The organism is Roseobacter sp. HKCCD5988, from assembly GCF_037830355.1.
In the GTDB taxonomy this organism is placed as follows: Bacteria; Pseudomonadota; Alphaproteobacteria; order Rhodobacterales; family Rhodobacteraceae; genus M30B80.
Genome location: NZ_JBBLYJ010000003.1, coordinates 75,908 through 100,248, shown reverse-complemented (window position 1 = coordinate 100,248; position 24,341 = coordinate 75,908). Strand labels below are relative to the sequence as shown.

Sequence of the window (24,341 nt, the reverse complement as noted above, 5' to 3'; positions counted from 1 at the left end):
GAATGAAAGTTGTGATTGTCGATGACGAGCAGGATATGCGCCAATCGATCAGCCAATGGTTGGCCCTTTCTGGGTTTGAAACCGAAACCTATGGCAGCGCGGAAGAGGCGCTCAAAGAGATCACATCCGATTTTGCGGGTATTGTTATCAGTGACATTCGTATGCCGGGCATGGATGGGATGGCGTTTCTTAAACGGCTGAATTCTATCGATAACAGCCTGCCTGTGATCATGATCACGGGCCATGGCGATGTGCCAATGGCGGTCGAGGCGATGCGCATCGGCGCTTTTGATTTTCTCGAAAAACCCTTCGATCCCGAAAAGATGAGCAGCCTTGCCAAACGCGCGATCCAAGCGCGGCGTTTGACCCTTGATAATCGCTCGCTCAGGCGAGAACTTAGCGATGGCACAGGGATCATGCGCCGCTTGGTGGGCACAAGCCCCGCGATGGAACGGCTGCGCGAGGATATTCTCGACCTTGGCCAAGCCGATGGTCATGTCCTGATCACGGGCGAGACGGGCACGGGCAAAACCCTTGTCGCCCATGCCCTGCACGCGGTCGGCCCCCGTGCGGGCAAACCCTTTGTCACCGTCACCTGTGGCGCGCAGGACGAGGCGCAGTTGCGCAGCCTAATCTTTGGCGCAGAAGAAAACGATCTGGCCCGCCCCGCCCTAGAGGCCGCACGCGGCGGCACATTGGTGCTTGAGGATGTCGAAACCCTCAGCGATGCGCTGCAGGCGCGGCTGCTGTCGGCTTTGGACGAGGCGCAAAGCGCGGGCCGCGATCTGCGCATCATTGCCATTTGTAACGGGGCCGAAGGGGCCGCGGGGTGTGAGGCGGCGCTCAGGCCCGATCTGTTTTTCCGCTTGGCCGCGATGCGCATCGCGCTGCCCCCCTTGCGGCAGCGGGGCGAGGATGTGCTGACACTGTTCGCACAATTCGCTGAAAATTACGCCGAAGAATACGGCACCGAGCCAATCCACCCCAATGCCCAAGAGGCCGCGCAAATGTTGCAGGCCCCATGGCCTGGAAACCTGCGTCAATTGCTGAACTTGGCTGAACGCTCCACGCTGCAAGCCCGCCGTGGCGCGGCCTCGATCACGGCGCTGTTGATGAACGACACAACCGAGGTGGTGCCGCAGGATATGGGCGAGGGCAAACCCCTCAAAGAATATGTCGAGGCGTTTGAGCGGATGCTGATCGACAACACCATGCGCCGCCACCGCGGCTCCATCGCCGCCGTGATGGAAGAACTCAGCCTACCAAGACGCACCTTGAACGAGAAAATGGCGAAGTATGGGTTGAGTAGGTCGGATTATTTGTGAGGGGGTGTGTTGACACGTGTGCGGGACTGGGTCGTTTGCTGCGGGTGCGCGTCCTAAAGTTGAAACAAACAACGATGGACGGAGCCCCCGTAACGCAGCGGAGAATAGTGTGAGCCTTAATCGTGTAATTACTAAACTATCAGCATTGGGGATCTGAGCATGAAATCGTAATCACTGGCAACCCGAATCCAGATACCTGCTTTAACGGGCCATACTGCAGCATATGAAGTCACTCACTAGCAGCGGCTATTTCTCGATCGTGGGTAAAAAGATTGCATCTCCATGAATAAACACCGATTGGGGTTTGCCCTTCCACCACTCCCCCCCCCCCAAAAAAAAACCCATTGCCCTCTTCCCCGCTCTGCCTCTATGGTGATTGGGATGATCTGGAGGTTTGAGCCAGCTGGACATCTGCAAAGTTTATCTGCCCCCTTCTTGAAGCGCGTCCGAAAACCCGCGCGGGAGAGAGGGCAGGATGCCAAAGCCTGACCGCCGCCCTTGTGCTGCCCTCAGGCCCATCTAACCCCCGCGCAAGCGGGACATAATGGGAGAGGCGCGGGCGAGTGCACGCGCAGCTTCGGAGATAAATCGCGATGAAACGCGTGCAGATCAGCCAAGTGAGTGACGGGGCGGCCCATGCCGCGCCCGCCCATTCTGCTGTCTGCGTCATCGCCCTTTCAGGACAATATCCCCCTCTCACGCGACCCTTTGGGGTGCGCGCAGCGCGGGGATGTGCAAGGAACCCATGGCAAAGAAAATGCTTATCGATGCCACCCACGCGGAGGAAACACGCGTTGTTGTGGCAGATGGAAACAAGGTCGAGGAATTCGATTTCGAGTCGCTGAATAAGCGACAACTGGCAGGAAATATCTATTTGGCAAAGGTAACGCGGGTCGAACCCTCGTTACAGGCGGCCTTTGTTGATTATGGTGGCAATCGTCATGGTTTCTTGGCCTTCTCGGAAATTCATCCCGATTATTACCAAATCCCCAAAGCGGATCGTGAGGCGCTTTTGGCCGAGGAGCGGGAGTTGGCCGCCGAGGCCGAAGCCGATGAGGAGGAGAAATCCGCCCCCAAACGCCGCCGCTCGCGCCGCCGCAAATCCTCGGACACCCGTGCAGAGGCCACCGCAGGTGATGCGATTGCCACAGGCGAGGTCAGCACGCCCTCGGGCATGGATGTGATTGATCTAGACGCTGAGGCTGAATCTGAGGCGGAGGCAGATGAGGCGCTTGATGCGGCCCTGACTGACACGGCCGCCCCTGAGAGCGATGCCGATCCTGAGGTTGAGGCCGATATCGAAGATGGCGCATCTGACGAGGACGCCACCGCCCCCGCCGAGGCCGAAACCATCGCCGATGATGATGATCACGAAGATATTCGTCCTGCCCGCAAACCGCGCGCGCGAAAATATAAAATCCAAGAAGTGATCAAAGTGCGCCAGATTATTCTGGTGCAGGTCGTCAAAGAGGAACGCGGCAATAAAGGTGCTGCCCTGACCACCTATCTCAGCCTTGCAGGGCGCTATTGTGTTTTGATGCCCAATACCGCGCGCGGTGGCGGGATCAGCCGCAAGATTACCAATATTTCGGATCGCAAAAAGCTAAAGGAAATCGCGCAATCGATTGAGGTGCCGCAGGGCGCGGGCCTGATCATCCGCACCGCGGGCAGCCAACGCACCAAGGCCGAGATCAAGCGCGATTACGAATATTTGCAGCGCCAATGGGAACAGGTGCGCGAATTGACCCTGCGCTCGATTGCGCCTGCGCCAATTTATGAGGAAGGTAATCTGATCCACCGCTCGATCCGCGATCTCTATAATCGCGATATTGACGAGGTGCTGGTTGAAGGCGAGGCGGGCTATCGCCAAGCCAAGGACTTCATGAAAATGATCATGCCGTCCCATGCCAAAAACGTGAAACATTACGCGGACAGTCTGCCGCTTTTCGCGCGCTATCAGGTCGAGGGTTACTTGGCCGATATGTTCAACCCTGTCGTGCAACTCAAATCGGGCGGCTATATCGTCATCGGCATCACCGAGGCCTTGGTTGCGGTTGATGTGAACTCGGGGCGCGCGACCAAGGAAGGCTCGATTGAGGAAACCGCGCTTAAGACCAATCTTGAGGCTGCCGAAGAGGTGGCGCGCCAAGTGCGCCTGCGCGATTTGGCGGGTCTGATTGTGATCGACTTCATCGATATGGAAGATCGGCGCAACAATCTGGCTGTGGAAAAGCGGCTGAAAGATCGCCTCAAAACCGACCGCGCGCGCATTCAGGTTGGGCGTATCTCAGGCTTTGGCCTGTTGGAAATGTCGCGCCAACGTCTGCGCCCTGGGATGTTGGAGGCCACGACACAGCCCTGCCATCAATGCCACGGCACGGGACTTGTGCGTTCTGATGACAGTCAGGGCCTATCGATCCTGCGCCAGTTGGAAGAGGAAAGCACCCGCCGCCGCTCGCGCGAGTTGTTGTTGACTGCGCCTGTGGGCATTGTGAATTTCATCATGAACCAAAAGCGCGAATATCTCGCTGATCTTGAGGCGCGCTATGGGGTTTCGATCCGTGTCGAGGCCGATCCTGCGATGATCACGCCCGATTATCGGATTGAAAAATTCAAAACAGCCACCCGCCGCATCGCCCCTGCAAGCCCTGTTGTTTCGATGGATGCAGGGCTGATGGAGGAAATCGAAGCCGCCGAAGCTGAGGCTGTGGATGAGATTGATGTCACCGAGGCACCTGAGGCAGACCGCCCCGAGGCACAAGGCGAAGAGGGCGAGGGCAAGAAACGCCGCCGCCGCCGCCGTGGTGGCCGTGGTCGCCGCCGCAATCGGGGCGAGGGGGACGAGGCCCGCACAACCGAGGAGGGCCCTGAGGCCCCAGAGGTTGCAGAACAGAGTGCAGGCGCGTCTGAGGCTGATGCCTCGCCCGCAGCGGAGGCAGACGCCACCCCCGAGGTTGAGGAAAAGCCAAAGCGCCGCCGCAGTCGCAAGTCGACCAAATCTGACGCATCGGCGGAGACGGTAACCGCGCCAGAACCATCTGATCCCGCCACAGAAGCACCTGCAGAGACAGCGGCAGATGCAGCGGTGGAAGAGGCCCCAAAACCAAAGCGCCGTGGTCGCAAAACCAAGGCCGAAAAAGCCGCTGAAGAGGCCGCTGCGGTAACGGAATCGGTGGCTGAGGCCGAACAGGCCCCAGAGCCTGCTGAAGAGGCGCCAAAGCCCAAGCGGGCCACGCGCAGCCGTAAAACCCCTGCGAAAAAGGCCGAACCTGTGGCCGAGGAGCCATCTGCGCCAGACGCGAATGTCGAGGCGGTGTCTGCGTCACAGGCCGCAGAAGCTGTGCCTGAGGGGCCAAAGAAGCGCGGGTGGTGGTCACGCGGCTAAACGACCCGATCAAGATAAAAAACGGGCAGGGGAAACCCTGCCCGTTTTTCATTTTCATGCTAATCGTTTGTTCAGTTTGCGTTGCGCTCAGTTGCAATAGCCGCCTCAATCTGGTCGCGCGGCAAGGCCCCGCGCAAGAGCCCTTTTTCTAGCACAAAGGTTGGCGTGCCTGAAATATTCAGCGCACGGGCCAATTCGTAATTGAGGCTGATTGTTGCATCGATTTGCGGGTTGTTGATTTCGGCCACGATGGCCGCGTGATCAAGACCCAGCCCTTCGGCGGTGGCCTGCAATGACCCTTCGCTGACCTCAGCCCGCATCACCATCATCGCATCATGAAGCGCGCGATAGGCTTCATCCCCCAATGCGATTTTGGCCGCAATCGCATAGCGTGAGGCCAAGAGCGAGGCATCGCCCAAAATCGGAAACTCTTTGACGATAAAGCGGATGTTCCCATCTGCCTCAAGCATGGCTTCGATATCGGGAAAGGCACGTTTACAATAGCCGCAGCGATAATCAAGAAACTCGACTAGGGTCACATCACCCTCGGGGTTGCCGCCAACATAATCATAGGGTGAGGCGAAAATCGCGTCAGAATTGGCCGCGATAATCTGGGATTCAGCCTGTGCCTCTGCGGCCGCTTGACGCTCGTCTAGAATGTCGAAGGCCTCCATCAGCACTTCGGGATTATCCAGCAGATAGGCGCGGATTTCCGCGCGAAATGCTGCGCGTTCTGTCTCGCTCATGGCATCGATGTCAAATGCTGCAGCGGGATTGAGGGCGACAAGTGTTAGGCTAAGCGCCAAGATCAGGCTTTTCGGGGAAGGGGTCATCGCGCATCCTGTCAGTCGTTTTTTTTCGTTTCAGCCACACGTAACACATCTTGCGCCCGAAGCCACCCGCTTGATCCTTGGGGCAAGAGACCCGTGGCACGGCGGGCATGAAGGGCGGCGGTTTCAAAGTCTCCCTCCAAGGCCGCGCGTTCTGCGGTGGCCCATGCGGCCATACCATCTTGGCCATCGCGCGCATAGGCCATAGCCAAATCTCGCATAAGCCGCGCGTTGCGCCGTTCGCGGGCAAAGGCGGCCTCTAGCACCGCTAAGGCCTCGGCATTGCGTGCGGGGCTGTCGGGCGCAAGAAGGGCACGACCATATCCCGCTAAAATCAGACCTGCATCAGGGGACATCTGGATGGCCCGTTCATAGGCCACAATCGCCGCGTCATACCGGCGGTTTTCAAATAGAACCTGTGCATATAGCTCTTGGTAATAGGGGTCTGCGGGGTGGTTTAGGAGCAACCGCTCTAACTCACGCAAGGCGGCATCGCCTTCGGAATTGCGGTGATAGGCCACAGCGCGGCGCATTGTTGCGATCTCTGAGGGGTCATTTCCCACCTGCGCAAATGTCCAAGAGGGTGGGTTCAGAAAGGCTGCTAATTTCCCCTTGCTACGATCAAACCAATATTGCGCTTCGCTGTCAGGGGGTGGGGCCGTGCCGCCGTCAAAATTTGCGACCAATCGCAGACGATCACGGGTCAGCGGGTGGGTGCGCACATAGGGGTCTTGGCGGTCAGTTGAGAGTAACTCTTGCCCTGCAAAGCGATCTAGGACGCGCGCCATTGCGGTGGGGTCAACGCCTGCGCGCTCAAGATATCTAAGGGCGGCGGCATCCGCGCTCGCCTCTTCGGCGCGGGTATGTGAGAAAAAGACGCGCTGCGCGCTTGAGGCCATACCTGCCGCAACGCCCGCGCCTGCACCCGCATCCCCCGTGACGCCTGCGGCCAGCAGACCTGCCACCAAACCCAGCCGCGATGCACCGCTCATCGTGTCGGCATTCTCGGGGCGGCGGGCCAAATGCCCATTGGCAATATGCGCGGCCTCATGGGCCAAAACGGCCTGCAATTCGGCAGGCTCGTCAAAGGCCATCATCAGCCCCGAAGTGATGAAAATCGTGCGTGCATCGCGAACAAAGGCGTTCATCTGCGGATCATTGAGCAAAATCACGCGGATAGATTGCCCCAATCCTGCCGCCTCGAGAATGGGCATCAGCAAGTTGCGTAAACCTGCCTCAATCTCGGCATCGCGGATCATGGATTGCGCCAAGGCCCCTTTGGGCGCAAGGCCAAGGCACAGGCCCAAGATCACGGCAAAAAGAAAGGATCGCATCTGTGATTGACCTTTTCGGGCAGGGCTGTTTCAAACCGATGCATCCAGTCTAGTGAGGAAGCAATGCGTTATTCAAGCCGTGGTCAGGTTGATCCCTTTATTGTGATGGACGTCATGGAGGCCGCCCGCCGTCTTGAGGAGGAGGGGCGCCACATCATCCATATGGAGGTCGGCCAACCCGGAACAGGCGCGCCACGCGCCGCGCGCGAGAGGCTCGCGCGCGCAATGGAAGAAGACACGCTAGGCTATACTGTGGCGCTCGGGCGTCCTGATCTGCGCGCGGGAATCGCAGCCCTTTATGGCGAGTGGTATGATATCGACCTTGATCCTGCGCGCGTGGTGATCACCGCGGGGGCATCGGGCGGGTTTTTATTGACATTTTCCGCGCTTTTTGATGCGGGCCAAAAGGTTGGTATGGGGCTTCCCTGTTACCCGTCTTATCGGCAAATCCTTAAGGCAATGAGTTTGGACGTTGCGGGATTGCGCACCGATGCCAGCAGTGGGTTTCAGCCGCGCCCCGACCAGATCACCGAAGATCTTGCAGGTCTGATCTTGGCAAGCCCTGCAAACCCGACAGGCACGATGATCCAAAAGCCCGCACTTGCGGAACTGGCGGCTGCCTGCGCCGCGCGGGATGTGGCATTGATCAGTGACGAAATCTATCACGGGCTGCATTACGAGGCGCGCGCCGTCAGCGCGCTTGAGGTGACCGATCAGGCCTATATTATCAACTCCTTTTCCAAATATTTCTCGATGACAGGATGGCGATTGGGGTGGATGGTCGTGCCCGAAGATCACCTGCGCGTGGTCGAGCGTTTGGCTCAAAATATGTTTATTTGCGCGCCACATGCGGCACAAATCGCAGCCCTAGGGGCCTTGTCGCCTGAAGGGCGTGCGGAACTGGATGAGAACCGCGCGATCTATGCCAAAAACCGCATGATCTTGTTGCATGGGCTGCGCGCGGCGGGATTTGAGCACCTCGCGCCCGCAGATGGTGCGTTCTATGTCTATGCCGATATCAGCGCCTTTGATTGGCCCGCGCAAGATATGGCGCGCGCAATGTTGGAGGAGGCAGGGGTTGCTGTCACCCCAGGCCTTGATTTTGATCCCGAAGAAGGCAGGCGCGCCTTGCGGTTCTCCTATGCCCGCAGCACGGCCGATATCGAAGAAGGGGTTGCACGTATCACGGCCTTTATGGCTGCGCATGCAAAATAGATTGTAAATCTAAATCTAAATTTTGTATATTTCTGGCGCGGATAAGAGCAGAAAGACAACCCCATGCTGCAGGTCGTGTTTCGCAGTATTTTTGCGATGCTGTTTTTGTGGATTGGCCCCATGGTTTGGGCCGAAACATCTGTGCGCCTTGATCTAGGCGAAAGCTATGTCACGGATCGAGGCCAAGGGATTGAGGTGCAGCTTCGCCTTAATCGTGCCACCGCCTATGGGCTGCGTGTGCGCGACAATCCGATGCGGTTGATTGTTGATTTGGCGGGGGTAGAGGCGCAAAATCTGCCCAATGGGTTTGATCGAGCGGATCGCGCACAGGCGGTCACGCTTGGCCCCGCACCGCGTGCAGGTTGGGGGCGGTTGAGCCTGAATTTGACCGCGCCCATGGTGATTGAGCGCGCGGTGATGGATACAGGGCATCCTGACGCGGTGCGTCTCACCTTGCGGCTGCGCCCCGCAACGGCGCAAGAATTTGCAACCCATCTCACCCCAGCAAGCGCAGATGAGCCACCTGAAGCGGTGATTGCTGAACCTGCGCCGCCACTGCGCACACGGGCCTTGATTGCCCTTGATCCGGGCCATGGCGGGATTGATCCGGGCGCAGAGCGCGATGGCTATAGCGAAGCGGATTTGGTTTTGCTCTTCGCGTTAGAGTTGCGCGAGATGCTGTTGCGTGATGGACTGGTGGATGTGTTCATGACGCGCGAGCGGGATGAATTTATCCCCCTGCCTTATCGGATGTCGCGCGCGCGCATGGAGGGGGCTGATCTTTTCATTTCAATTCATGCCGATGCCTTGGCCGCAGGCGATGGCATGGCGTCTGGGGCGACTGTTTATACCTTGTCCGAGACAGGCTCTGATGCGGCCTCAGCGGCGCTTGCCGCGCAGCATGACCGCGCCGATCTATTGGCGGGCGTGGATTTGGGCCAATCCGATGATGTTGTCGCAGATTTGCTCATGGATTTGGCGCGCCTTGAAACCGATCCGCGCAGTGATGCCTTGGCCGATGCCTTGGTGACGGGCCTTGAGGGGGCAGGGGTTGAATTGCACAGACGCCCGCGTCTTGAGGCAAATTTTACAGTGCTGCGCGCGCCTGATTACCCCTCTGTCCTCTTGGAAATAGGTTTTATGTCCGAAGGTGGAGATTTGGAAAATATCCTTGACCCTGTTTGGCGGTCGCGGGCGCAAGGCGGGATTGCGCGGGCCATCGAGGCATGGTTGGCCGAAGACAATCTGCGTCGCAGCCTGATGCGGCGATAATCTTTTGTGATCTCACCATGAAGTGAAGGTTTAAGCTTTTGACGCGCGCGCGGCTGCGCCCTATAAGCGGACACGCGCTTGGGGTAAGGCTTTTTGGGGAAGTGACACGCATGGGCCAGATCATCCGTTTTGTGATGGGTATTTTCGGCGGGCTCTTTGCCTCGGCGATCATGGCGGTTGTGTTTGGTGCCATTATTGTTGGCGGCGTGATTTGGGTTTTTGCGCGCGATTTGCCCAATTACGAAACGCTGTCGCAATATACCCCTGCCACAATCAGCCGTATCTATTCGCGCGAAGGCCGTATCATTGACGAATTCGCGCAAGAGCGCCGTGTTTTCGTGCCAGCCGAAGAAATCCCTGATCTGGTGGCTCATGCCTTTATCAGCGCCGAAGATCGCAATTTCTATCAGCATGCGGGCTATGATCCGCGCGCGATTGCATCGGCCCTTGTGGATGCGGTGCGTTCGCGCGGGCAGGATGTGCGTGGCGCCTCCACCATTACGCAGCAGGTGATGAAGAATTTCCTTCTCGATGGCAGCCGCACGATTGAGCGCAAGGTGCAGGAAATCATTTTGGCCGCACGCATTGAGCGATCCATGAGCAAGGAACGTATCCTTGAGCTGTATCTGAACGAGATTTTCCTTGGTCAAAATTCCTATGGTGTTGCCGCCGCTGCGCAGACCTATTTCAACACGGCGCTGTCCGATTTGACCCCTGCGCAAGCTTCCTATTTGGCTGCGCTTCCGCAACGGCCTGCGCGTCTGCATCCTGTGCGTGATTACGATGATGCGGTTGAGCGGCGCAATTATGTGCTGCGCGAGATGTTCGAGAATGGCTATATAACCCGCGAGGTGATGGAAGATAGCCAAGCCTCTGAACTTGAGACCGTGCAGCGTGGGGATATCGCGCCTTTCCGCTCTAACCTGCCGCCACGGGGCTATTTTACGGATGAAATTCGCCGCCAATTGTCGACCCAGTTCGGTGAAGAAGAATTCTTCACAGGCGGGTATGCCGTGCGCGCAACGATGGATGAAAATCTTCAAATCGTGGCACAGCGCGCGTTGCGCAGCGCGCTTGAAACCTATGATCGCGGGCGCGGAGTTTGGCGGGGGGCCTTGGCGCAACTTGATGTGGCGGCCCTTGAGGATGCGGCCAGTTTGGCCGAGGCGCTTTCGGTTGCGGAAATCCCGCGCGATGTGGATCAGTGGCGTGTGGCTGCTGTGACGGGGTTCGAGGGCGGTGATGCGCTGATTGCCTTTGAGGATGGCGAAACGGGTCGCATCTTTGCCGATGATGTCACTTGGGCGCGCCCTTTGCGCGAAGATGGCACAACAGGCAGCGCGGCCAATTCTGCCGATGACCTGCTTGCGCGCGGGGATGTGATCCATGTTCTGCCTTTGGAGGATGACACAGGGGCAGGGCATTATTCCTTGCGCCAAATCCCCGAGGTGCAAGGGGCCTTTATGGCGATGGATGTGAACACGGGCCGCGTTTTGGCGATGCAAGGCGGCTTTTCTTATCAATATTCGGTGTTTAACCGCGCCACCCAAGCCACGCGGCAGCCTGGCTCAAGCTTTAAGCCATTTGTGTATGCGGCGGCGTTGGACAGCGGCTATAGCCCCAACACCATTGTGATCGATGCGCCCATTCAGGTGGAAACGCCCGAGGGTCTTTGGCGACCAACCAATGCTTCGGATCGGTTTTATGGCCCTGCGCCCATTCGCACAGGCATTGAACAATCGCGCAACTTGATGACCATCCGCTTGGCCCAAGATGTGGGGATGGAAACCGTTGCGCGCTATGCCGAACGCTTTGGCGTTTATGATGAGATGCAGCCATTTTTGGCCAATTCCTTGGGGGCGCAAGAAAGCACGCTTTACAAAATGGTCGCGGCCTATGCGATGTTTGCCAATGGCGGTGAGCGGGTGGAGCCTACCCTTGTTGACCGTGTCCAAGATCGGTTTGGACAAACTGTGTATCGCCATGATCAGCGTATTTGCGAAGATTGTTTGAGCGACACATTGCCCGCAGGCTTGGGGCCGCGGATCGTATCCAACCGCGCCCGTGTTATGGATCCAATTACCGCCTTTCAACTCACCTCGATGCTTGAGGGGGTTGTCGAGCGCGGAACAGCCGCGCGTGCGGTGAACCTGCCCGTGCCTGCTGCTGGGAAAACGGGCACAACCAATGACGCCCGCGATGTTTGGTTTGTTGGCTTTACCTCCAATATCGTAGCGGGGTGCTATATCGGCTATGACCAACCGCGGTCGCTTGGCCGCGCCTCGGGCGGTGGGACTTGTGCGCCCGTGTTCCAAGAATTTATGCAAGAGGCTGTGGCCGAATATGGCGGCGGCCCGTTCCGCGTGCCCGAGGGCGGTGTGTTCGTGCTAATTGATCGCTTCTCTGGCGAACGTCTGGCCGATGGGGAAAGCGGCGAAAACGTGGTTTATGAATATTTCCGCGCCGCAGAAGTGCCCCCTGTTGGTGCGCGTTCGGCCATTGTGGATGGTGGGTTTGCTGTGGCCTCGGATTTGCCCGTCTTTGGGCCGGGTGAGGTTGATGGCGCATTGCAGGAAGAGGCCGCAGATGTGCGCACCTCGTCTGGCGAAACAGTGCGGGTTCCCACCGATACGGGCTTTGGCACGATCAGCTCAGGCGGGCTCTATTAAACCCCATCGGGGATTGCAGCCACGCCGCCGCTGGTCTAGATCACCGCGACCAGATGATTTCTTGATGCAATTGGAGCAGGTATCCGATGCGGGCCGAAACCCAATCCAATATCGACAAAATTCGCCGTTCGCTTGATTTGCTCGGGCAGAGAATGGATTTGACCACCGCCAAGCACCGCTTGGAGGAGTTCAACGCCCGTGTCGAGGATCCAGACCTGTGGAACGATCCCGAAAAAGCGCAAAAGCTGATGCGCGATCGTCAGGTGTTGCTTGATAAAATCGGCACCTATGATGCGATCAAATCGGGACTGGACGATAATATTGGCCTCATCGAATTGGGCGAGGAAGAAGGTGACAGCGCCATCGTGACAGAGGCGGAAGCCGTCCTGTCTGCCTTGGTCGAGACCGCCGCCGCAAAAGAGCTTGAAGCCCTATTGAACGGCGAGGCGGACGCCAATGACAGCTTCCTTGAGATCAATGCGGGCGCAGGCGGCACGGAAAGCTGTGATTGGGCCTCCATGTTGGCACGCATGTATGTGCGTTGGGCCGAAAAACAGGGATATGAGGTTGATCTTCAATCCGTCTCTTACGGGGAAGAAGCGGGGATCAAATCCGCCGTTTACAAAATCTCTGGCCATAATGCCTATGGCTGGTTGAAATCGGAATCGGGCGTGCATCGTTTGGTGCGCATCTCGCCTTATGACAGTTCCGCGCGGCGGCATACGTCCTTTTCTTCGGTTTGGGTCTATCCTGTGGTTGATGACAATATCGAAATCGAAGTGGCCCCAAATGAGATCCGCATCGACACCTATCGCTCGTCAGGGGCGGGGGGGCAGCACGTCAACACCACCGACTCGGCCGTGCGTATCACCCATATTCCCACGGGGATCGTGGTCACGAGTTCGGAAAAATCGCAGCACCAAAACCGCGATATCGCGATGAAGGCGCTGAAATCGCGCCTCTATCAGATGGAGCTTGACCGCCGCAATGCCGAGATCAACGCAGCCCATGAGGCCAAAGGTGAGGCGGGTTGGGGTAATCAAATTCGCTCTTATGTTTTGCAGCCCTATCAAATGGTTAAAGACCTGCGCACAGGGTTTGAGACCTCTGACACCCAAGGTGTTTTGGATGGTGAAATTGATGGGTTGATGGCCTCGGTTTTGGCGCTGGATGTCTCTGGCAAAAGCCGTGCCGATGCACAGGCCGAAGATTGACACCTGAGACGCAAGCACGCAGCGATGCGGCGCATTCGCGTCTTGCACTGCAGCCTTTGGTTGATTACTTCTACTGACATTCTCGGGGCGGGGTGAAATTCCCCACCGGCGGTGACAGCCCGCGAGCGCCTTGGTTTCACGACCAAGGGTCAGCAGATTTGGTGAAATTCCAAAGCCGACGGTTATAGTCCGGATGAAAGAGAATGAGCCGTGTTTCGCGGTTGCGCGGGGGCGTGTCCCTTGGGCAGGCGCGGGCGCGTGTTCACGATCGCCTTGGGCACCTTGGTCTTTAGAAAGGATGACCCAAATGACGAAAACACTGAATATCGCTTTTATCAAAGCAAATTGGCACAGCGACATTGTCAACCAAGCCTTGGTTGGCTTTGAAGCGGATATGAAAGCATCAGGTCAGGCGTATAACCTGATGACCTATGATGTGCCCGGCGCGTTTGAAATGCCGCTCTTGGCAAAGAAACTGGGCGCGTCTGGTAAGGTTGATGCGATTGTCTGCGCCGCATTGGTGGTGGATGGGGGCATTTACCGCCATGATTTTGTGGCTGCTGCTGTGGTTGATGGTCTGATGCAAGCACAGTTGGACACAGGCATTCCCACCTATTCCGTATCGCTGACCCCGCATCATTTCCACGAGCATGCGGTGCATCACGATTTCTATCATGATCATTTCGTCAAGAAAGGCGCAGAAGCAGCGCAAGCCTTGCGCATGGTCGCAAGTATCGAGGTTTGATCCTGATGGCGCAGGCCCTGAGCTTTGAGTTTCTCACCGCAGGTCAAATTCAATTTGGTCGCGGAAAGGTCGGGGCGGGGCTTGCGCCGCAGATTATGACTTTGGGGGTGCCCGTGATGGTGATCACGGGCGGCTCTGGTCTGCGTCACACAGAAACGCGTGCTTTGGTTGATGCTCTTGCGCCCGTGCTGCAGATCGCGATTGCGGCTGAACCCGATTTGAAAACCATCGAGGGCGCGGTGATGCGCGCGCGCGGGGCAGGGGTTGCCTGCGTTGTGGCGATTGGCGGGGGGGCTGTCATTGATGCAGGCAAGGCCATCGCCGCCTTGATCCCTGCACCGCATCCCGCCCTTCGTTATCTTGAGGTTGTCGGTGAGGGGCGCGCGCTTGATGCCGCGCCTTTGCCTTTTGCGGCCATTCCCACCACAGCGGGCACAGGGGCCGAGGTCACCAAAAACGCGGTGATTTCTGTGCCCAAACACCAGCGCAAAGTATCTTTGCGTGATGCGCGGATGCTGCCAGATTTGGCCATTATTGACCCAAGTTTATGTGACGGGATGGGGCGCGCGCAAACCATGATGAGCGGGCTTGATGCCCTGACCCAAGTGATCGAGCCTTATCTGTGCACCCGCGCCAACCCGTTCACCGATGCGCTGTGCAGGGATGCCATTCCGCGGGCCGTGTCAGGGCTGCGCCGCCTATCTGATGCCTTTGATCGGGGCGGCGATGATCCGATGGCGCGCGATGATATGGCCTTGGCATCGGTGATTGGCGGTCTTGCCTTGGCCAATGCGGGTTTGGGGGCGGTGCATGGCTTGGCGGGGCCTGCAGGCGGCTATCTGGCGCAACATGGCCTGATTTGCGCCCTTTTATTGGTGCCTGTTCTTTTGGCCAATGAGGCCCGCGCCGAAAGCCCTGCATTGCGTGGACGCTTTTCTGATCTGCGCGCTTGGATGGGCGATGCCTTTGGCGTCAGCGCCGAGATGGCCTTTGAGGCCTTGGCGCGATTTATCGAGGGGCAAAACCTGCCGCGATTGGGGCAAGCGGGTCTGCCTGCCGACAAGATCGACCAGATTGCACAAGCGGCGGCAAGCGCGTCTTCGATAAAGGCGAATCCAGTCGATTTGACCGCGTCTGATTTGACCGAAATTCTGCGCGAAGCGTTATAACCCACGCCACAATATACCCGTTGCAATTGCAACAATGGCCTCGGTTTCCGCCAAAGTTCTTAAGATTTCTTTGATACCTTGAGCTGAGCTTTATAGAGCGTGAACCAGATGATCGGGCCGTGGTCGCCGATATTGCCGATAGCGTTGCTTTCTGGGCACCCCATATCGACACAGGCGCAGCTGATCTGCGGGTATGAAAAAAGCGGCGGGCCTATGGTCCCGCCGCTTTTCAAAATCGGTATGAACTTGCCTTAAAGAATGGTTTGGCCCGTTGCGGCCCAATCTTTGGTGAATTGCTCAAGGCCCTTATCCGTCAAGACGTGCTTGGCAAGACCCTTGATCACTGCGGGTGGAATGGTCGCCACATCTGCACCAACCATCGCGGCATCTTTCACATGGTTTGCCGTCCGAATGGACGCCGCCAGAATTTCAGTCTCAAATCCATAATTGTCGTAAATCTCGCGGATTTCTGCGATCAATTCCATGCCATCGAGGTTGAGGTCATCCAAGCGCCCGATGAAGGGGCTGATATAGGTTGCACCCGCCTTGGCCGCCAAAAGCGCCTGATTGGCCGAGAAGCACAAGGTCACATTGGTCTTTATGCCTTTATTGGTGAAATGGCGGCAGGCCTTTAGGCCATCCAAGGTCAAGGGCAGCTTGATCACGACATTATCGGCGATTTTTGCCAAATGCTCGCCCTCGGCCACCATGCCCGCAAAATCGGTTGCGGCGACTTCGGCGGATACGGGCCCATCGACCAACGCGCAAATTTCAGCGATGACCTCTTTGAAATCGCGGCCTGATTTTGCGATCAGCGAGGGGTTCGTGGTGACCCCGTCCAACAGACCATAATCGTGCAATTCACGGATTTCATCGACCACGGCAGTATCGACAAAGAATTTCATAGATAGCTCTCCTTGATGCTTATTCGCGCGGGGCAGGCGAGGCCTGATACGAATGGGTTGTTTGGCGCTTCGATAACCTTGTGAGACGAATTCTGCAAATTGCAATTTTCTTATGACCGCTTGAAAATAGTCTGCGGCACAGGGATTGGCGTGGCGATGTCCGCGAACAAGGTGCGCGGCATTCGCGCCGCACAGACCCATGACACCTATTCAGCCGAGCGTGCCGCGCTGTCGAATAATGCGCAGATCATCACGATGGGCGCGCGGGTGATTGGGGCAGAATTGGCGAAATCCATTGCCGAGGCCTATTTGGCGCAAAGTTTTGACCCCAATGGCCGCAGCGTCAGCAATGTTGCAGCGATTGATGCGCTAGACGGATAGCGCGGTCTGCCAAATTTCCCTTGGCGGCGCGTGGATCGGGGGCTTAACCTATTCCTGACGGAAGAAGGGAGGGCGCAATATGAACGACCGCGTGCAGCTCGAGGGGCCATCGCCCCTGCCGCCATTGGCCAAGATGGGATTGGGCGATATTTGGGCGGCATTGGGCGCAGGGTGGCGAGATTTTTGCCAAAAGCCGATGATGGGCCTGTTCTTTGCCCATATCTATGTGGTGGGGGGCTGGTTGATCTATGGCAGCCTTTCGATCCTGGATATGGGGTGGTTGGCTATTCCGATTACGGTTGGCTTTCCCCTCATAGGGCCTTTCTTGGCGGTTGGCCTTTATGAGGTTTCCCGCCGTCTTGAAGCGGGGGATCGGGACTTTCGCCGCAATGATATCTTCAGCGTGATCTGGCGGCAAAGATTGTGCCAATTGCCGTCTATGGCATGGGTGATCATCGTTTATTTTCTATTTTGGTCTTTCTTTGCGCATATGTTGTTCGCCCTGTTTATGGGGCCATCTGCGCTGATGAATGTCACCTCAAGCTATGCCTATCTGCTTCAGCCCGAAGGATTGATTATGCTGTTGGTGGGCTCAGGCTTTGGTGCAGTTTTTGCGTTGGTGTTATTTTGCCTCACGGTGATTTCGCTGCCCCTTTTGTTGGATAAGGAAGTGGATTTTGTCACTGCCATGCTCAAAAGCATTGCGGTGGTCAAAGCCAACCCGAAGGTGATGCTGATCTGGGGAGCGCTGATCGCAAGCCTGACCTTTTTGGCGATGCTGCCTGCACTGTTGGGGTTGTTTTTGGTCTTGCCCGTTTTGGTTCATGCCTCATGGCATATTTATCGCCGCGCCTTTGTGCATGAGGCGATATGATGACAAAGAAAAACCCCCGCGCGCGGATGCGGGCGGGGGTGCATTGTAAATAAATCGCGCCTGCGCTTATTTCTTTTCTGGCTCTGCGGCGGCTGCGACAGGTTTTGCGGCTGGGGCAGGGGCCGATTTCGCACCGCTAGACAGCGGGTCTTCTTGACGCTGAACCGTGCCTTCAAAATGCGCACCTGATTCAATCGCGATGGTCTTATGAATGATGTCGCCCTCAACTCGCGCGCTTGAGGTGAGGCGCACTTTCAAGCCACGAACGCGGCCTTTGACATAGCCGTTCACGACCACATCATCGGCAAGAACCTCGCCATCAATGCGTGCGCTTTCACCAACAGTCATTGAATGTGCGCGGATGTCACCCTTGACGGTGCCTTCGATTTGAATGTCACCCGAGGTTTTCAGATTGCCCGTAATCACCAAATCCGAGCTCAGCAAAGACGCAGGCGGCTTTGGCTTGGTGGGGGCAGCAGATGTGCTGGGGGCCACCGGTGCCGAAGGCGCGCTTGGCGCTGTCGCGGCAGGGGCCGCGCTTGGCGTTGTTGTTTCTTTTGGTCCAGGTTCGTTGATTTTTGATTTAGAAAACATTTCGTCCTGCCGTGATAAAGGTCATCGGGTTGGTTGGGTTGCCATTCTGGCGCACTTCGTAATGCAAATGGGACCCGGTCGAGCGTCCAGTATTTCCCATATCACCAATTCTGTCGCCGCGCGACACTCTTTCGCCCCGTGTCACGCGAATACGCGATAAATGTGCGTAGCGTGTTGTATATCCCATAGCGTGGCGAATTTCTATCATATTGCCATAGGCGCCGCGGCGGCCCGCGAAAACCACAGTGCCATCTGCGGCAGCAACAATCGGGGTTCCAACGGGGCCCGCAAAATCTTGGCCCTCATGCATCCGCCGCCCCCCTTGGATCGGATCATTGCGATAGCCATAGCCCGAGGTGCGCCGCGCAGCGCCCTGCACAGGATAGCTGAAGGGCAGGCTCTCTGCGGCAATACGATAGAGGTTCACCGCATCGAGATCTTCCAACACCTCATTGGCGCGCAGCGAAACAGGGTCGGGTTGGCCGTTGGAGGTGGAAAAGGTAATTGGCGTCAAAGGCCCACCTTGTCCTGAATAGCCACGGCGCACCGTCTCAAGAATGCTGTCGGTGGGCAGGCCTGCCGCACGGAACATCGCATCAAGTGGCTCAAGCGACATCGCGACCGCGTCTTCGATTTGAGTAAAGATGCGTTCATTGCGCTCGGCGGAAAGGGCAGCTTGGAATTCCAAGTCTTGAATCTGCGCGCGCGCCTCGGCGATCAAATCATGGGTTGTATCGCGCCCTTCGGCTGTTTCATGCAGCGCCTCGGTCAATAGCGCCAAAACCTGCTCTAGATCTCGTTGACGGCTTGCGGCGGATTGCAGGCTGCCATTCTCATCGGTCATCTCGGCGGTCAATTGTGCCACCTCTTCAAGCGCGTCATCGCGTTCACTGATGGTGCGGCGCAAGGTGCTTTGGATCACGTTGACCGCGGTTTCCAATTCGCGGCGGCGTTCTTCTGATGCCAGAAGCTGCGATTGCATGGCAGAGACTTGGGTCATCGCAACGCCAAATCTTTCATGGGCGGCTTGTGCCTCAAGGGCGCGGCTGTCGCGTTCGCTGGACATTGCATTGAGGCGGTCTTGATAGGCCTGCGAGGCGCGCGCGACCTGATCGCGATTAGAGCCTGCATTGATGGCATCGATGAAAAACACCGCTGAAACAATCGCCGTCCATGTGACCAGAAGCCCTGTCGTGGCAATGATTGCGGCCTGCGTCAGGGGCCTCAGGCGCACAAAGCGCGTGCTTGTATCGGATTTCAGAAACAGCCGTTTTTCAGGCAAATGTCGATCCAATGCGTGGTTTGCGCGCTCAATCAATCGCGTTTTCAATGCCAAGTCCCCTGTTTTGTCGTTCGGGCGCTTTGCTCTGCGCCTCTCGTCACCACCCCATCACAGCGTCTCCAGACCAATTGGGGGGCGCGAGGATTGGATAGGACATTGAGCGGGGCGGCTCAATATTTTTTGCGCCATTTAGACGGGAAATTGAGGTCATCCCCGCAATTTGGGCGAGATTTCGCCGATAGATGGCCTAGCGTTCAGAGAGAGGCCAGTAAAAATCGGGTGGAAGGCCCGCTTCGGCGCGCTTTTCTTCGTTAAAGGGTGGCTTCAATGCGCCGTGGAAATAGCGTTGCACCAGTTCGTGAAACGCATCCTTTGGATCAAGGTTTTCGCGGCCACAGAGGAAATGAAACCATTTGCTACCATAGGCCACGTGATGCACCTCTTCGGCATAGATCACGTTTAGCGCATCGACCGCTGCACTGGCCGCAGGGTCATTTTGCGGGCGTTTGAAAATCTCGATCATGGAGGGCGTGACATCAAGGCCGCGTGCCTCGAGAACCATCGGCACCACCGCCAAGCGGCCCATGAAATCAGTGGCCGTATCTTCGGCGGCGCGCCACATCCCCGCATGTGCGGCAAGCGCGCCATAATGACTGCCCATTTGTTCAAGGCAATCTGACAATAGGTTGAAATGCTTGGATTCTTCATCGGCCGATTTGACCCAATCATCGTAGAACCCGATGGGCATGGGCGTCTCGGCAAAGCGGGGGATAATGTCCCAATGTAAATCCACCGCATTAAGTTCGATATGCGCCACCGCGTGCAAAATAGCGATCCGACCCTCGGCTGTGCCAGGTTTACGCTTTGGAACCTCGCGCGGATCAAGCAATGCGGGTTGTGCAGGGCGCGCGGGTTGATCGGGCGGTGTGGCGCGGCCAAGGGGCAAGGGCGTGCCTGCTGCCTGCGCCGCAAACCATTTCTTGGCACAAGCGCGCGAAAGTGCGCATTTCTCCTTTGCATTGGCGGTGGTCAAAACCGCCACCGCCATTTCGGCCAATGTCTCGGGTATTTGTAAATCACTCATGGGGCGGTGAATTAGCCCAAGGATTTCACCGCGTCCAGCACCGCATCAACATGGCCTGGCACCTTTACCTTGCGCCAAATCTGGGAAATTTTCCCATCGCCATCAATAAGATAGGTGCAGCGTTCGATGCCCATGTACTTCTTGCCATACATGGATTTCTCCACCCATGCGCCATAGCGTTCGCAGACATCGCTGGTTTCATCCGAGGCAAGGACCACCCCAAGATCATATTTGGCGATGAATTTATCGTGTTTGGCCACGCTATCTTTGGAGACACCAATCACCACGGTGCCTGCCGCAGCAAAGGCGTCTGCCGCTTCGGTGAAGCCCTGCGCCTCTTTGGTGCAGCCTGATGTGTCATCTTTGGGATAGAAATAGAGAACCACTTTCTTGGGCTTTTGAGCAGATAGTGTCACTTCGCCACCGCCATCGCGGGGAAGGGTGAAATCTGGGGCGGGGCTGCCGATCTCAAGCATGGGCTTCATCCTTTATTCATTCTTTTGCGCGGAAACTCGCCACATCGTGATCCAGTGCGGCGAATATTTGCGCGGGGCCAGTTGCAGGGTTTTGTTATGTGTGATTGCAAGCTAGGGGATTTACAGCAAAGATAAAGAGCGGCATCCGAAATCGCCCCTCTCTTTGTTCCGCGCCCGACCCGTAAACAGCCCCGTGACCAACCTCGTGACCAGACAGATTATAGATTGACCGCTTCCCGTGACCTCCAAAGAAAACGCCGAGTCCAAACCTAAACCACAGCCTGCCAAATCGCGCAGAGGGCGGTGGGTCTTGGCTGTGGTTTTGGGCCTGTTCGTGACCATTTCAGCGGTGCTTGGTGGGTTTTACCTGCGACTGTCTCAGGGGCCCGTTTCGCTGCCTACCGCATGGCAGGCGCGTATTATTGCGCAAATGCAGGCGGGTATGGTGCGCGATGAGTTAAGCATTGCAGATATGTCCATTGCCCTTAATGAGACGGGGCGCCAAGCCCTTTTGGTCATCACCGATGTCACGGTGCGCGATGAAACTGGCCTGCGTGCGGCGTTTCCGCAGCTTGGCTTTGCCTTCGATGCAGGCGCCTTGCTGATGGGGCAAATATCCCCCATCCGCGCCGAAATGCGCGGTGCCAGTCTCTTGCTTGAACGGGACGCAACTGGTGGTATCGATTTGGCTTTCACAACCAATCAAGACGCCGCACGCGTTGATTTGGCCCAAACCATGGCCGCCTTTGACAGAATGTTTGCCGATCCGCGTTTTGCCAATTTTCAAGAGGCCATTGGCCGCGAGATTACGATTTCTCTGCGCGATGCCAGCACAGGACGGGCCTTATCTATTGAAAACGGGCAAATGCGTCTGGCCCGTCAGGGCCAAGATTTGGTTTTGGCGGTTACCGCAGGTCTAGAGGCCCACGCGGAGGGGGCGGCAGATCAGGCGGGGCGTCTTTCCTTTGTGGCGACCCGCACCGATGCCGCGCGTGAGACCGAATTACGCATCCAATTTCAAGGGATACCTGCAAATAACCTTTCTGTTGCATCGCCTGCCTTCCGGTGGCTTGATCTGATCTCTGCGCCATTGTCGGGCAGTCTCAGCACGAAATTGCGCGATGCCGAAGGCTTTGGTGATCTTGAAGCCCGCCTTGATTTGGGGCCAGGGGAATTGGCCCTTGAGGGCGCAGAGCGCCCCCTAAGCTTTAGCGAGATCTCAGCGCGATTTTGGTATGAGGCCGCCACAGGGCGCGCGGCGCTGGATGAGCTTTTGGTTGATGCGCGCGACCTAGATTTTACCGCAACGGGTGATGCGCTGATTTCGCCCGATGGCACGCAAATTGACGCCACGCTTGATCTTAATGATCTATTGGTGAACCCCAATGCGATGTTCGAGGCGCCCTTGCTGTTCTCGCAGGGGCGGTCTGAGTTTCGGATCAGTTTGGGGGAGGAGCCGCGCCTCGATCTTGATCGTGTTTTGATCCGCACAGATGCGTATGAGCTGACCCTTTCAGGCTATGGGGTGGCGCGCTCTGATGGCACGGAACTGGCGATTGATGTGAGTATTGCGCAAATGGTGCTGCGCGATGCCCTGATTTATTGGCCAAATGAGTTTGTCTCTAAAACGCGTGACTGGATTGATCGCAATCTGCACGAAGGGCAGGCGCAAAACCTCGTTCTGAGCCTGCGTAAGGCGCCGCAAGATGCCCGTGCGCAGGCGGCCTTGGGGTTTGATTTTAGCGCGCTCGCGCTTAGCCCCATTCGCGATATACTACCTTTGCGGGATCTGCAGGGCCAACTGCGTCTAGAGGGCGCGCGCCTGACCATTGTGGCGCAAGATGGTCTGATGCGCGCGCCAACGGGCCAAGATATCGTGATGCGCCAAGGCAGGTTCACTGTGCCCAATGTGGCAATGCGCGGCCCTGCTGCCACCCTTGATTTGGATGTGTCTGGAGAAATCCCTGATCTTTTGACCCTATTCGCAGGGCCGCCCCTGAACCTATTTCCCGAAGACGGGAGTCTTGACCCTGCCACATTGGCCACAGGTCAGGCAGAGTTGTCGGGTCAGATCGGTCTGAATTTGGTGCAACGCCAACCCATTGGTGAGATGAGCCTCGATATCACGGGCCGTCTGATAGATGTGCGCTCAGACACACTGGTTCCCAATCGCGATCTGCGTGCAGAGGCGCTTGATTTTGCGATTACCTCCGAGGCAGGTGTGATGATTTCTGGCGCTGCCACAATGTCAGGTCAGCCTCTCACGGGCCGTTGGGTTCGGCCTGATCTTAACCGTGATGCCCCGCAATCTTATGTCGAAGGGCAGGCGCGTTTGAGCCCTGAAACCTTTGCGACCTTTGGTGTCATTTTGCCTGATGGCATGGTGCAGGGCGATGCAGCACTGGATTTGCGGCTTGATCTTGCAGGGCGCGGTGCAGCCCCAGAGTTGCGTCTCACATCACCACTTGAGGGCGTTGCTCTGTCCCTTACAGCGTTGGGGTGGACGAAACCCGCAGAGGCAGCAGGGGATTTAGACGTCACCCTGATCCTTGGGCCTGACCCAAGCCTGCGCGCATTCCGCCTATCAGGGGCGGGCCTATCTGCACAGGGTTCGGGGGATCTCAGCCCCGAAGGCCGTCTTGAGCTGTTGCGCATAGAAGGGTTTACCATTGATGACTGGCTAGATGTGACAGGCACGCTGACGCCGCGTGGCGAGGGGCTGGCACCTGAACTTGGGATTGCTTCGGGGCGGTTGGATTTGCGGGGCCTGCCGCAGGGCGGCGCACAAGCGCAAACGGCACGCGCCCCCCTGTCGGTCAATTTGGACGAGCTGCGCATTGGCGCCACGATTGCCCTCAGCGATTTGCGCGCGGATCTCAGTTCTGGCGGTGGCGGGTTGGCAGGGGCGTTTCGCGGCAATCTTAACGGCGCCGTTCCGCTAGAGGGCGCGATTGCCCCGCTTGAGGGCGGGGGCATTGATATTCGCCTTCAGGCTGATGATGGCGGGGCCGCCATGCGCAGCGCGGGCATCATGCGCAACCTCTATGGTGGCACGCTGGCTCTGCAATTGCAGGGCGCGACTGGCGCGCGCAGCTATGAGGGCCAGTTGCAAATCACCAACCCCAGACTGCGCGATGCGCCCGTTATGGCCGAATTGCTCAACGCCGTCTCCGTGATTGGATTGATTGAACAACTGTCGGGGGACGGGATTAATATGGGCGAGGTAAATGCGCGCTTCACGCTCGATCCGTCAAAGATCACTGTGCATCAAGGCACCGCCATTGGCCCGTCTTTGGGGATCAGCATGGATGGGGTCTATAATACATCTGCGCGGAATTTGGACTTTCGCGGTGTGCTTACGCCGATTTATGCGCTCAACGGCGTTGTCGGGCGGCTGTTTGCAAGGCGTGATGAGGGATTGTTTGGATTTAATTTTACTCTGAACGGCCCGCCCGATACGCCGCAGGTGCGGGTCAATCCGCTCTCCATACTTGTGCCAGGCATTCTGCGCGACTTGATGCGCCCGCAGCTTGACACAAATTCCCAATAATCCGCCCGTTTCTTTGCGATGGCCCGTTTCTGTCAGG

The 24,341-nt window shown here is 57.4% G+C and carries 18 protein-coding genes and 1 riboswitch; of the genes, 11 read left to right on the top strand and 7 right to left on the bottom strand.

Annotated elements, in window-relative coordinates; genetic code table 11:
• Nucleotides 1-2: 2 nt before the first annotated feature.
• Nucleotides 3-1,325 carry a sigma-54-dependent transcriptional regulator gene (locus tag AAC636_RS11860; protein ID WP_340301654.1) on the top strand — a complete coding sequence of 441 codons (1,323 nt, stop codon included), beginning with the start codon at nucleotides 3-5 and terminating at the stop codon, nucleotides 1,323-1,325.
• Nucleotides 1,326-2,070: 745 nt separating this feature from the next.
• The gene (locus AAC636_RS11855; RefSeq protein ID WP_445322578.1) at nucleotides 2,071-4,710 is read left to right on the top strand and encodes an Rne/Rng family ribonuclease; all 2,640 of its coding nucleotides are present in this window, start codon (nucleotides 2,071-2,073) and stop codon (nucleotides 4,708-4,710) included.
• A gap of 71 nt (nucleotides 4,711-4,781) precedes the next feature.
• Here AAC636_RS11855 and AAC636_RS11850 read toward each other — a convergent pair whose 3' ends face one another.
• Together AAC636_RS11850 and AAC636_RS11845 are read right to left on the bottom strand one after the other, a co-directional pair.
• Nucleotides 4,782-5,543, bottom strand: a complete 762-nt coding sequence (locus AAC636_RS11850; RefSeq protein ID WP_340301652.1) for a DsbA family protein — start codon at nucleotides 5,541-5,543, stop codon at nucleotides 4,782-4,784.
• Nucleotides 5,544-5,554: 11 nt separating this feature from the next.
• Entirely contained in the window at nucleotides 5,555-6,874 is a 1,320-nt protein-coding gene (locus AAC636_RS11845; RefSeq protein ID WP_340301651.1) for a M48 family metalloprotease, read from the bottom strand.
• A 63-nt stretch (nucleotides 6,875-6,937) separates the two neighbouring features.
• Between AAC636_RS11845 and AAC636_RS11840 the strand changes: the two genes are divergently transcribed.
• The 6 genes from AAC636_RS11840 (at nucleotide 6,938) to AAC636_RS11815 (ending at nucleotide 15,158) form a co-directional block, all read left to right on the top strand.
• On the top strand, nucleotides 6,938-8,089 hold the full coding sequence (locus AAC636_RS11840) for an aminotransferase class I/II-fold pyridoxal phosphate-dependent enzyme (protein WP_340301650.1): 1,152 nt from the start codon (nucleotides 6,938-6,940) through the stop codon (nucleotides 8,087-8,089).
• 63 nt (nucleotides 8,090-8,152) lie between these two features.
• A complete protein-coding gene (locus tag AAC636_RS11835; protein WP_340301649.1) occupies nucleotides 8,153-9,361 on the top strand; it encodes an N-acetylmuramoyl-L-alanine amidase in 1,209 nt (402 codons plus the stop codon).
• 119 nt (nucleotides 9,362-9,480) lie between these two features.
• Nucleotides 9,481-12,030, top strand: coding sequence for a penicillin-binding protein 1A (locus AAC636_RS11830; RefSeq protein WP_340301735.1), 2,550 nt, complete (start codon nucleotides 9,481-9,483; stop codon nucleotides 12,028-12,030).
• An 86-nt stretch (nucleotides 12,031-12,116) separates the two neighbouring features.
• A complete protein-coding gene (gene prfB / locus AAC636_RS11825) occupies nucleotides 12,117-13,244 on the top strand; it encodes a peptide chain release factor 2 (protein WP_340301648.1) in 1,128 nt (375 codons plus the stop codon).
• Nucleotides 13,245-13,318: 74 nt separating this feature from the next.
• Nucleotides 13,319-13,453, top strand: a riboswitch (FMN riboswitch).
• Between the two features lie 98 nt (nucleotides 13,454-13,551).
• Nucleotides 13,552-13,989 carry a 6,7-dimethyl-8-ribityllumazine synthase gene (locus AAC636_RS11820; RefSeq protein WP_317655021.1) on the top strand — a complete coding sequence of 146 codons (438 nt, stop codon included), beginning with the start codon at nucleotides 13,552-13,554 and terminating at the stop codon, nucleotides 13,987-13,989.
• 5 nt (nucleotides 13,990-13,994) lie between these two features.
• Nucleotides 13,995-15,158, top strand: a complete 1,164-nt coding sequence (locus AAC636_RS11815; protein ID WP_340301647.1) for an iron-containing alcohol dehydrogenase — start codon at nucleotides 13,995-13,997, stop codon at nucleotides 15,156-15,158.
• A 251-nt stretch (nucleotides 15,159-15,409) separates the two neighbouring features.
• Here the strand turns inward: AAC636_RS11815 and fsa are convergent, their stop codons facing one another.
• On the bottom strand, nucleotides 15,410-16,063 hold the full coding sequence (gene fsa, locus AAC636_RS11810; protein ID WP_340242504.1) for a fructose-6-phosphate aldolase: 654 nt from the start codon (nucleotides 16,061-16,063) through the stop codon (nucleotides 15,410-15,412).
• Between the two features lie 99 nt (nucleotides 16,064-16,162).
• Here fsa and AAC636_RS11805 point away from each other — a divergent pair, with 99 nt between their 5' ends.
• On the top strand, nucleotides 16,163-16,444 hold the full coding sequence (locus tag AAC636_RS11805; protein ID WP_340301646.1) for an RpiB/LacA/LacB family sugar-phosphate isomerase: 282 nt from the start codon (nucleotides 16,163-16,165) through the stop codon (nucleotides 16,442-16,444).
• A 79-nt stretch (nucleotides 16,445-16,523) separates the two neighbouring features.
• Nucleotides 16,524-17,318, top strand: a complete 795-nt coding sequence (locus AAC636_RS11800) for a DUF2189 domain-containing protein (RefSeq protein WP_340301645.1) — start codon at nucleotides 16,524-16,526, stop codon at nucleotides 17,316-17,318.
• A 66-nt stretch (nucleotides 17,319-17,384) separates the two neighbouring features.
• On the opposite strand, the gene AAC636_RS11795 is transcribed toward AAC636_RS11800, so the two are convergent.
• The 4 genes from AAC636_RS11795 to AAC636_RS11780 form a co-directional block, all read right to left on the bottom strand.
• Nucleotides 17,385-17,912 (bottom strand): bactofilin family protein, encoded by a 528-nt coding sequence (locus AAC636_RS11795; protein ID WP_340301644.1) that lies wholly within the window; start codon nucleotides 17,910-17,912, stop codon nucleotides 17,385-17,387.
• Nucleotides 17,902-19,242: a M23 family metallopeptidase gene (locus tag AAC636_RS11790; protein ID WP_340301643.1), complete on the bottom strand. Its 1,341-nt coding sequence runs from the start codon at nucleotides 19,240-19,242 to the stop codon at nucleotides 17,902-17,904. Before AAC636_RS11790 ends, AAC636_RS11795 begins: the two co-directional genes overlap by 11 nt.
• Before the next feature lie 199 nt (nucleotides 19,243-19,441).
• A complete protein-coding gene (locus AAC636_RS11785) occupies nucleotides 19,442-20,242 on the bottom strand; it encodes a ferritin-like domain-containing protein (RefSeq protein ID WP_445322581.1) in 801 nt (266 codons plus the stop codon).
• A 47-nt stretch (nucleotides 20,243-20,289) separates the two neighbouring features.
• The gene (locus AAC636_RS11780; protein WP_340301641.1) at nucleotides 20,290-20,754 is read right to left on the bottom strand and encodes a peroxiredoxin; all 465 of its coding nucleotides are present in this window, start codon (nucleotides 20,752-20,754) and stop codon (nucleotides 20,290-20,292) included.
• A gap of 316 nt (nucleotides 20,755-21,070) precedes the next feature.
• Between AAC636_RS11780 and AAC636_RS11775 the strand changes: the two genes are divergently transcribed.
• The gene (locus AAC636_RS11775; RefSeq protein ID WP_445322580.1) at nucleotides 21,071-24,304 is read left to right on the top strand and encodes a YhdP family protein; all 3,234 of its coding nucleotides are present in this window, start codon (nucleotides 21,071-21,073) and stop codon (nucleotides 24,302-24,304) included.
• Nucleotides 24,305-24,341: the final 37 nt, after the last annotated feature.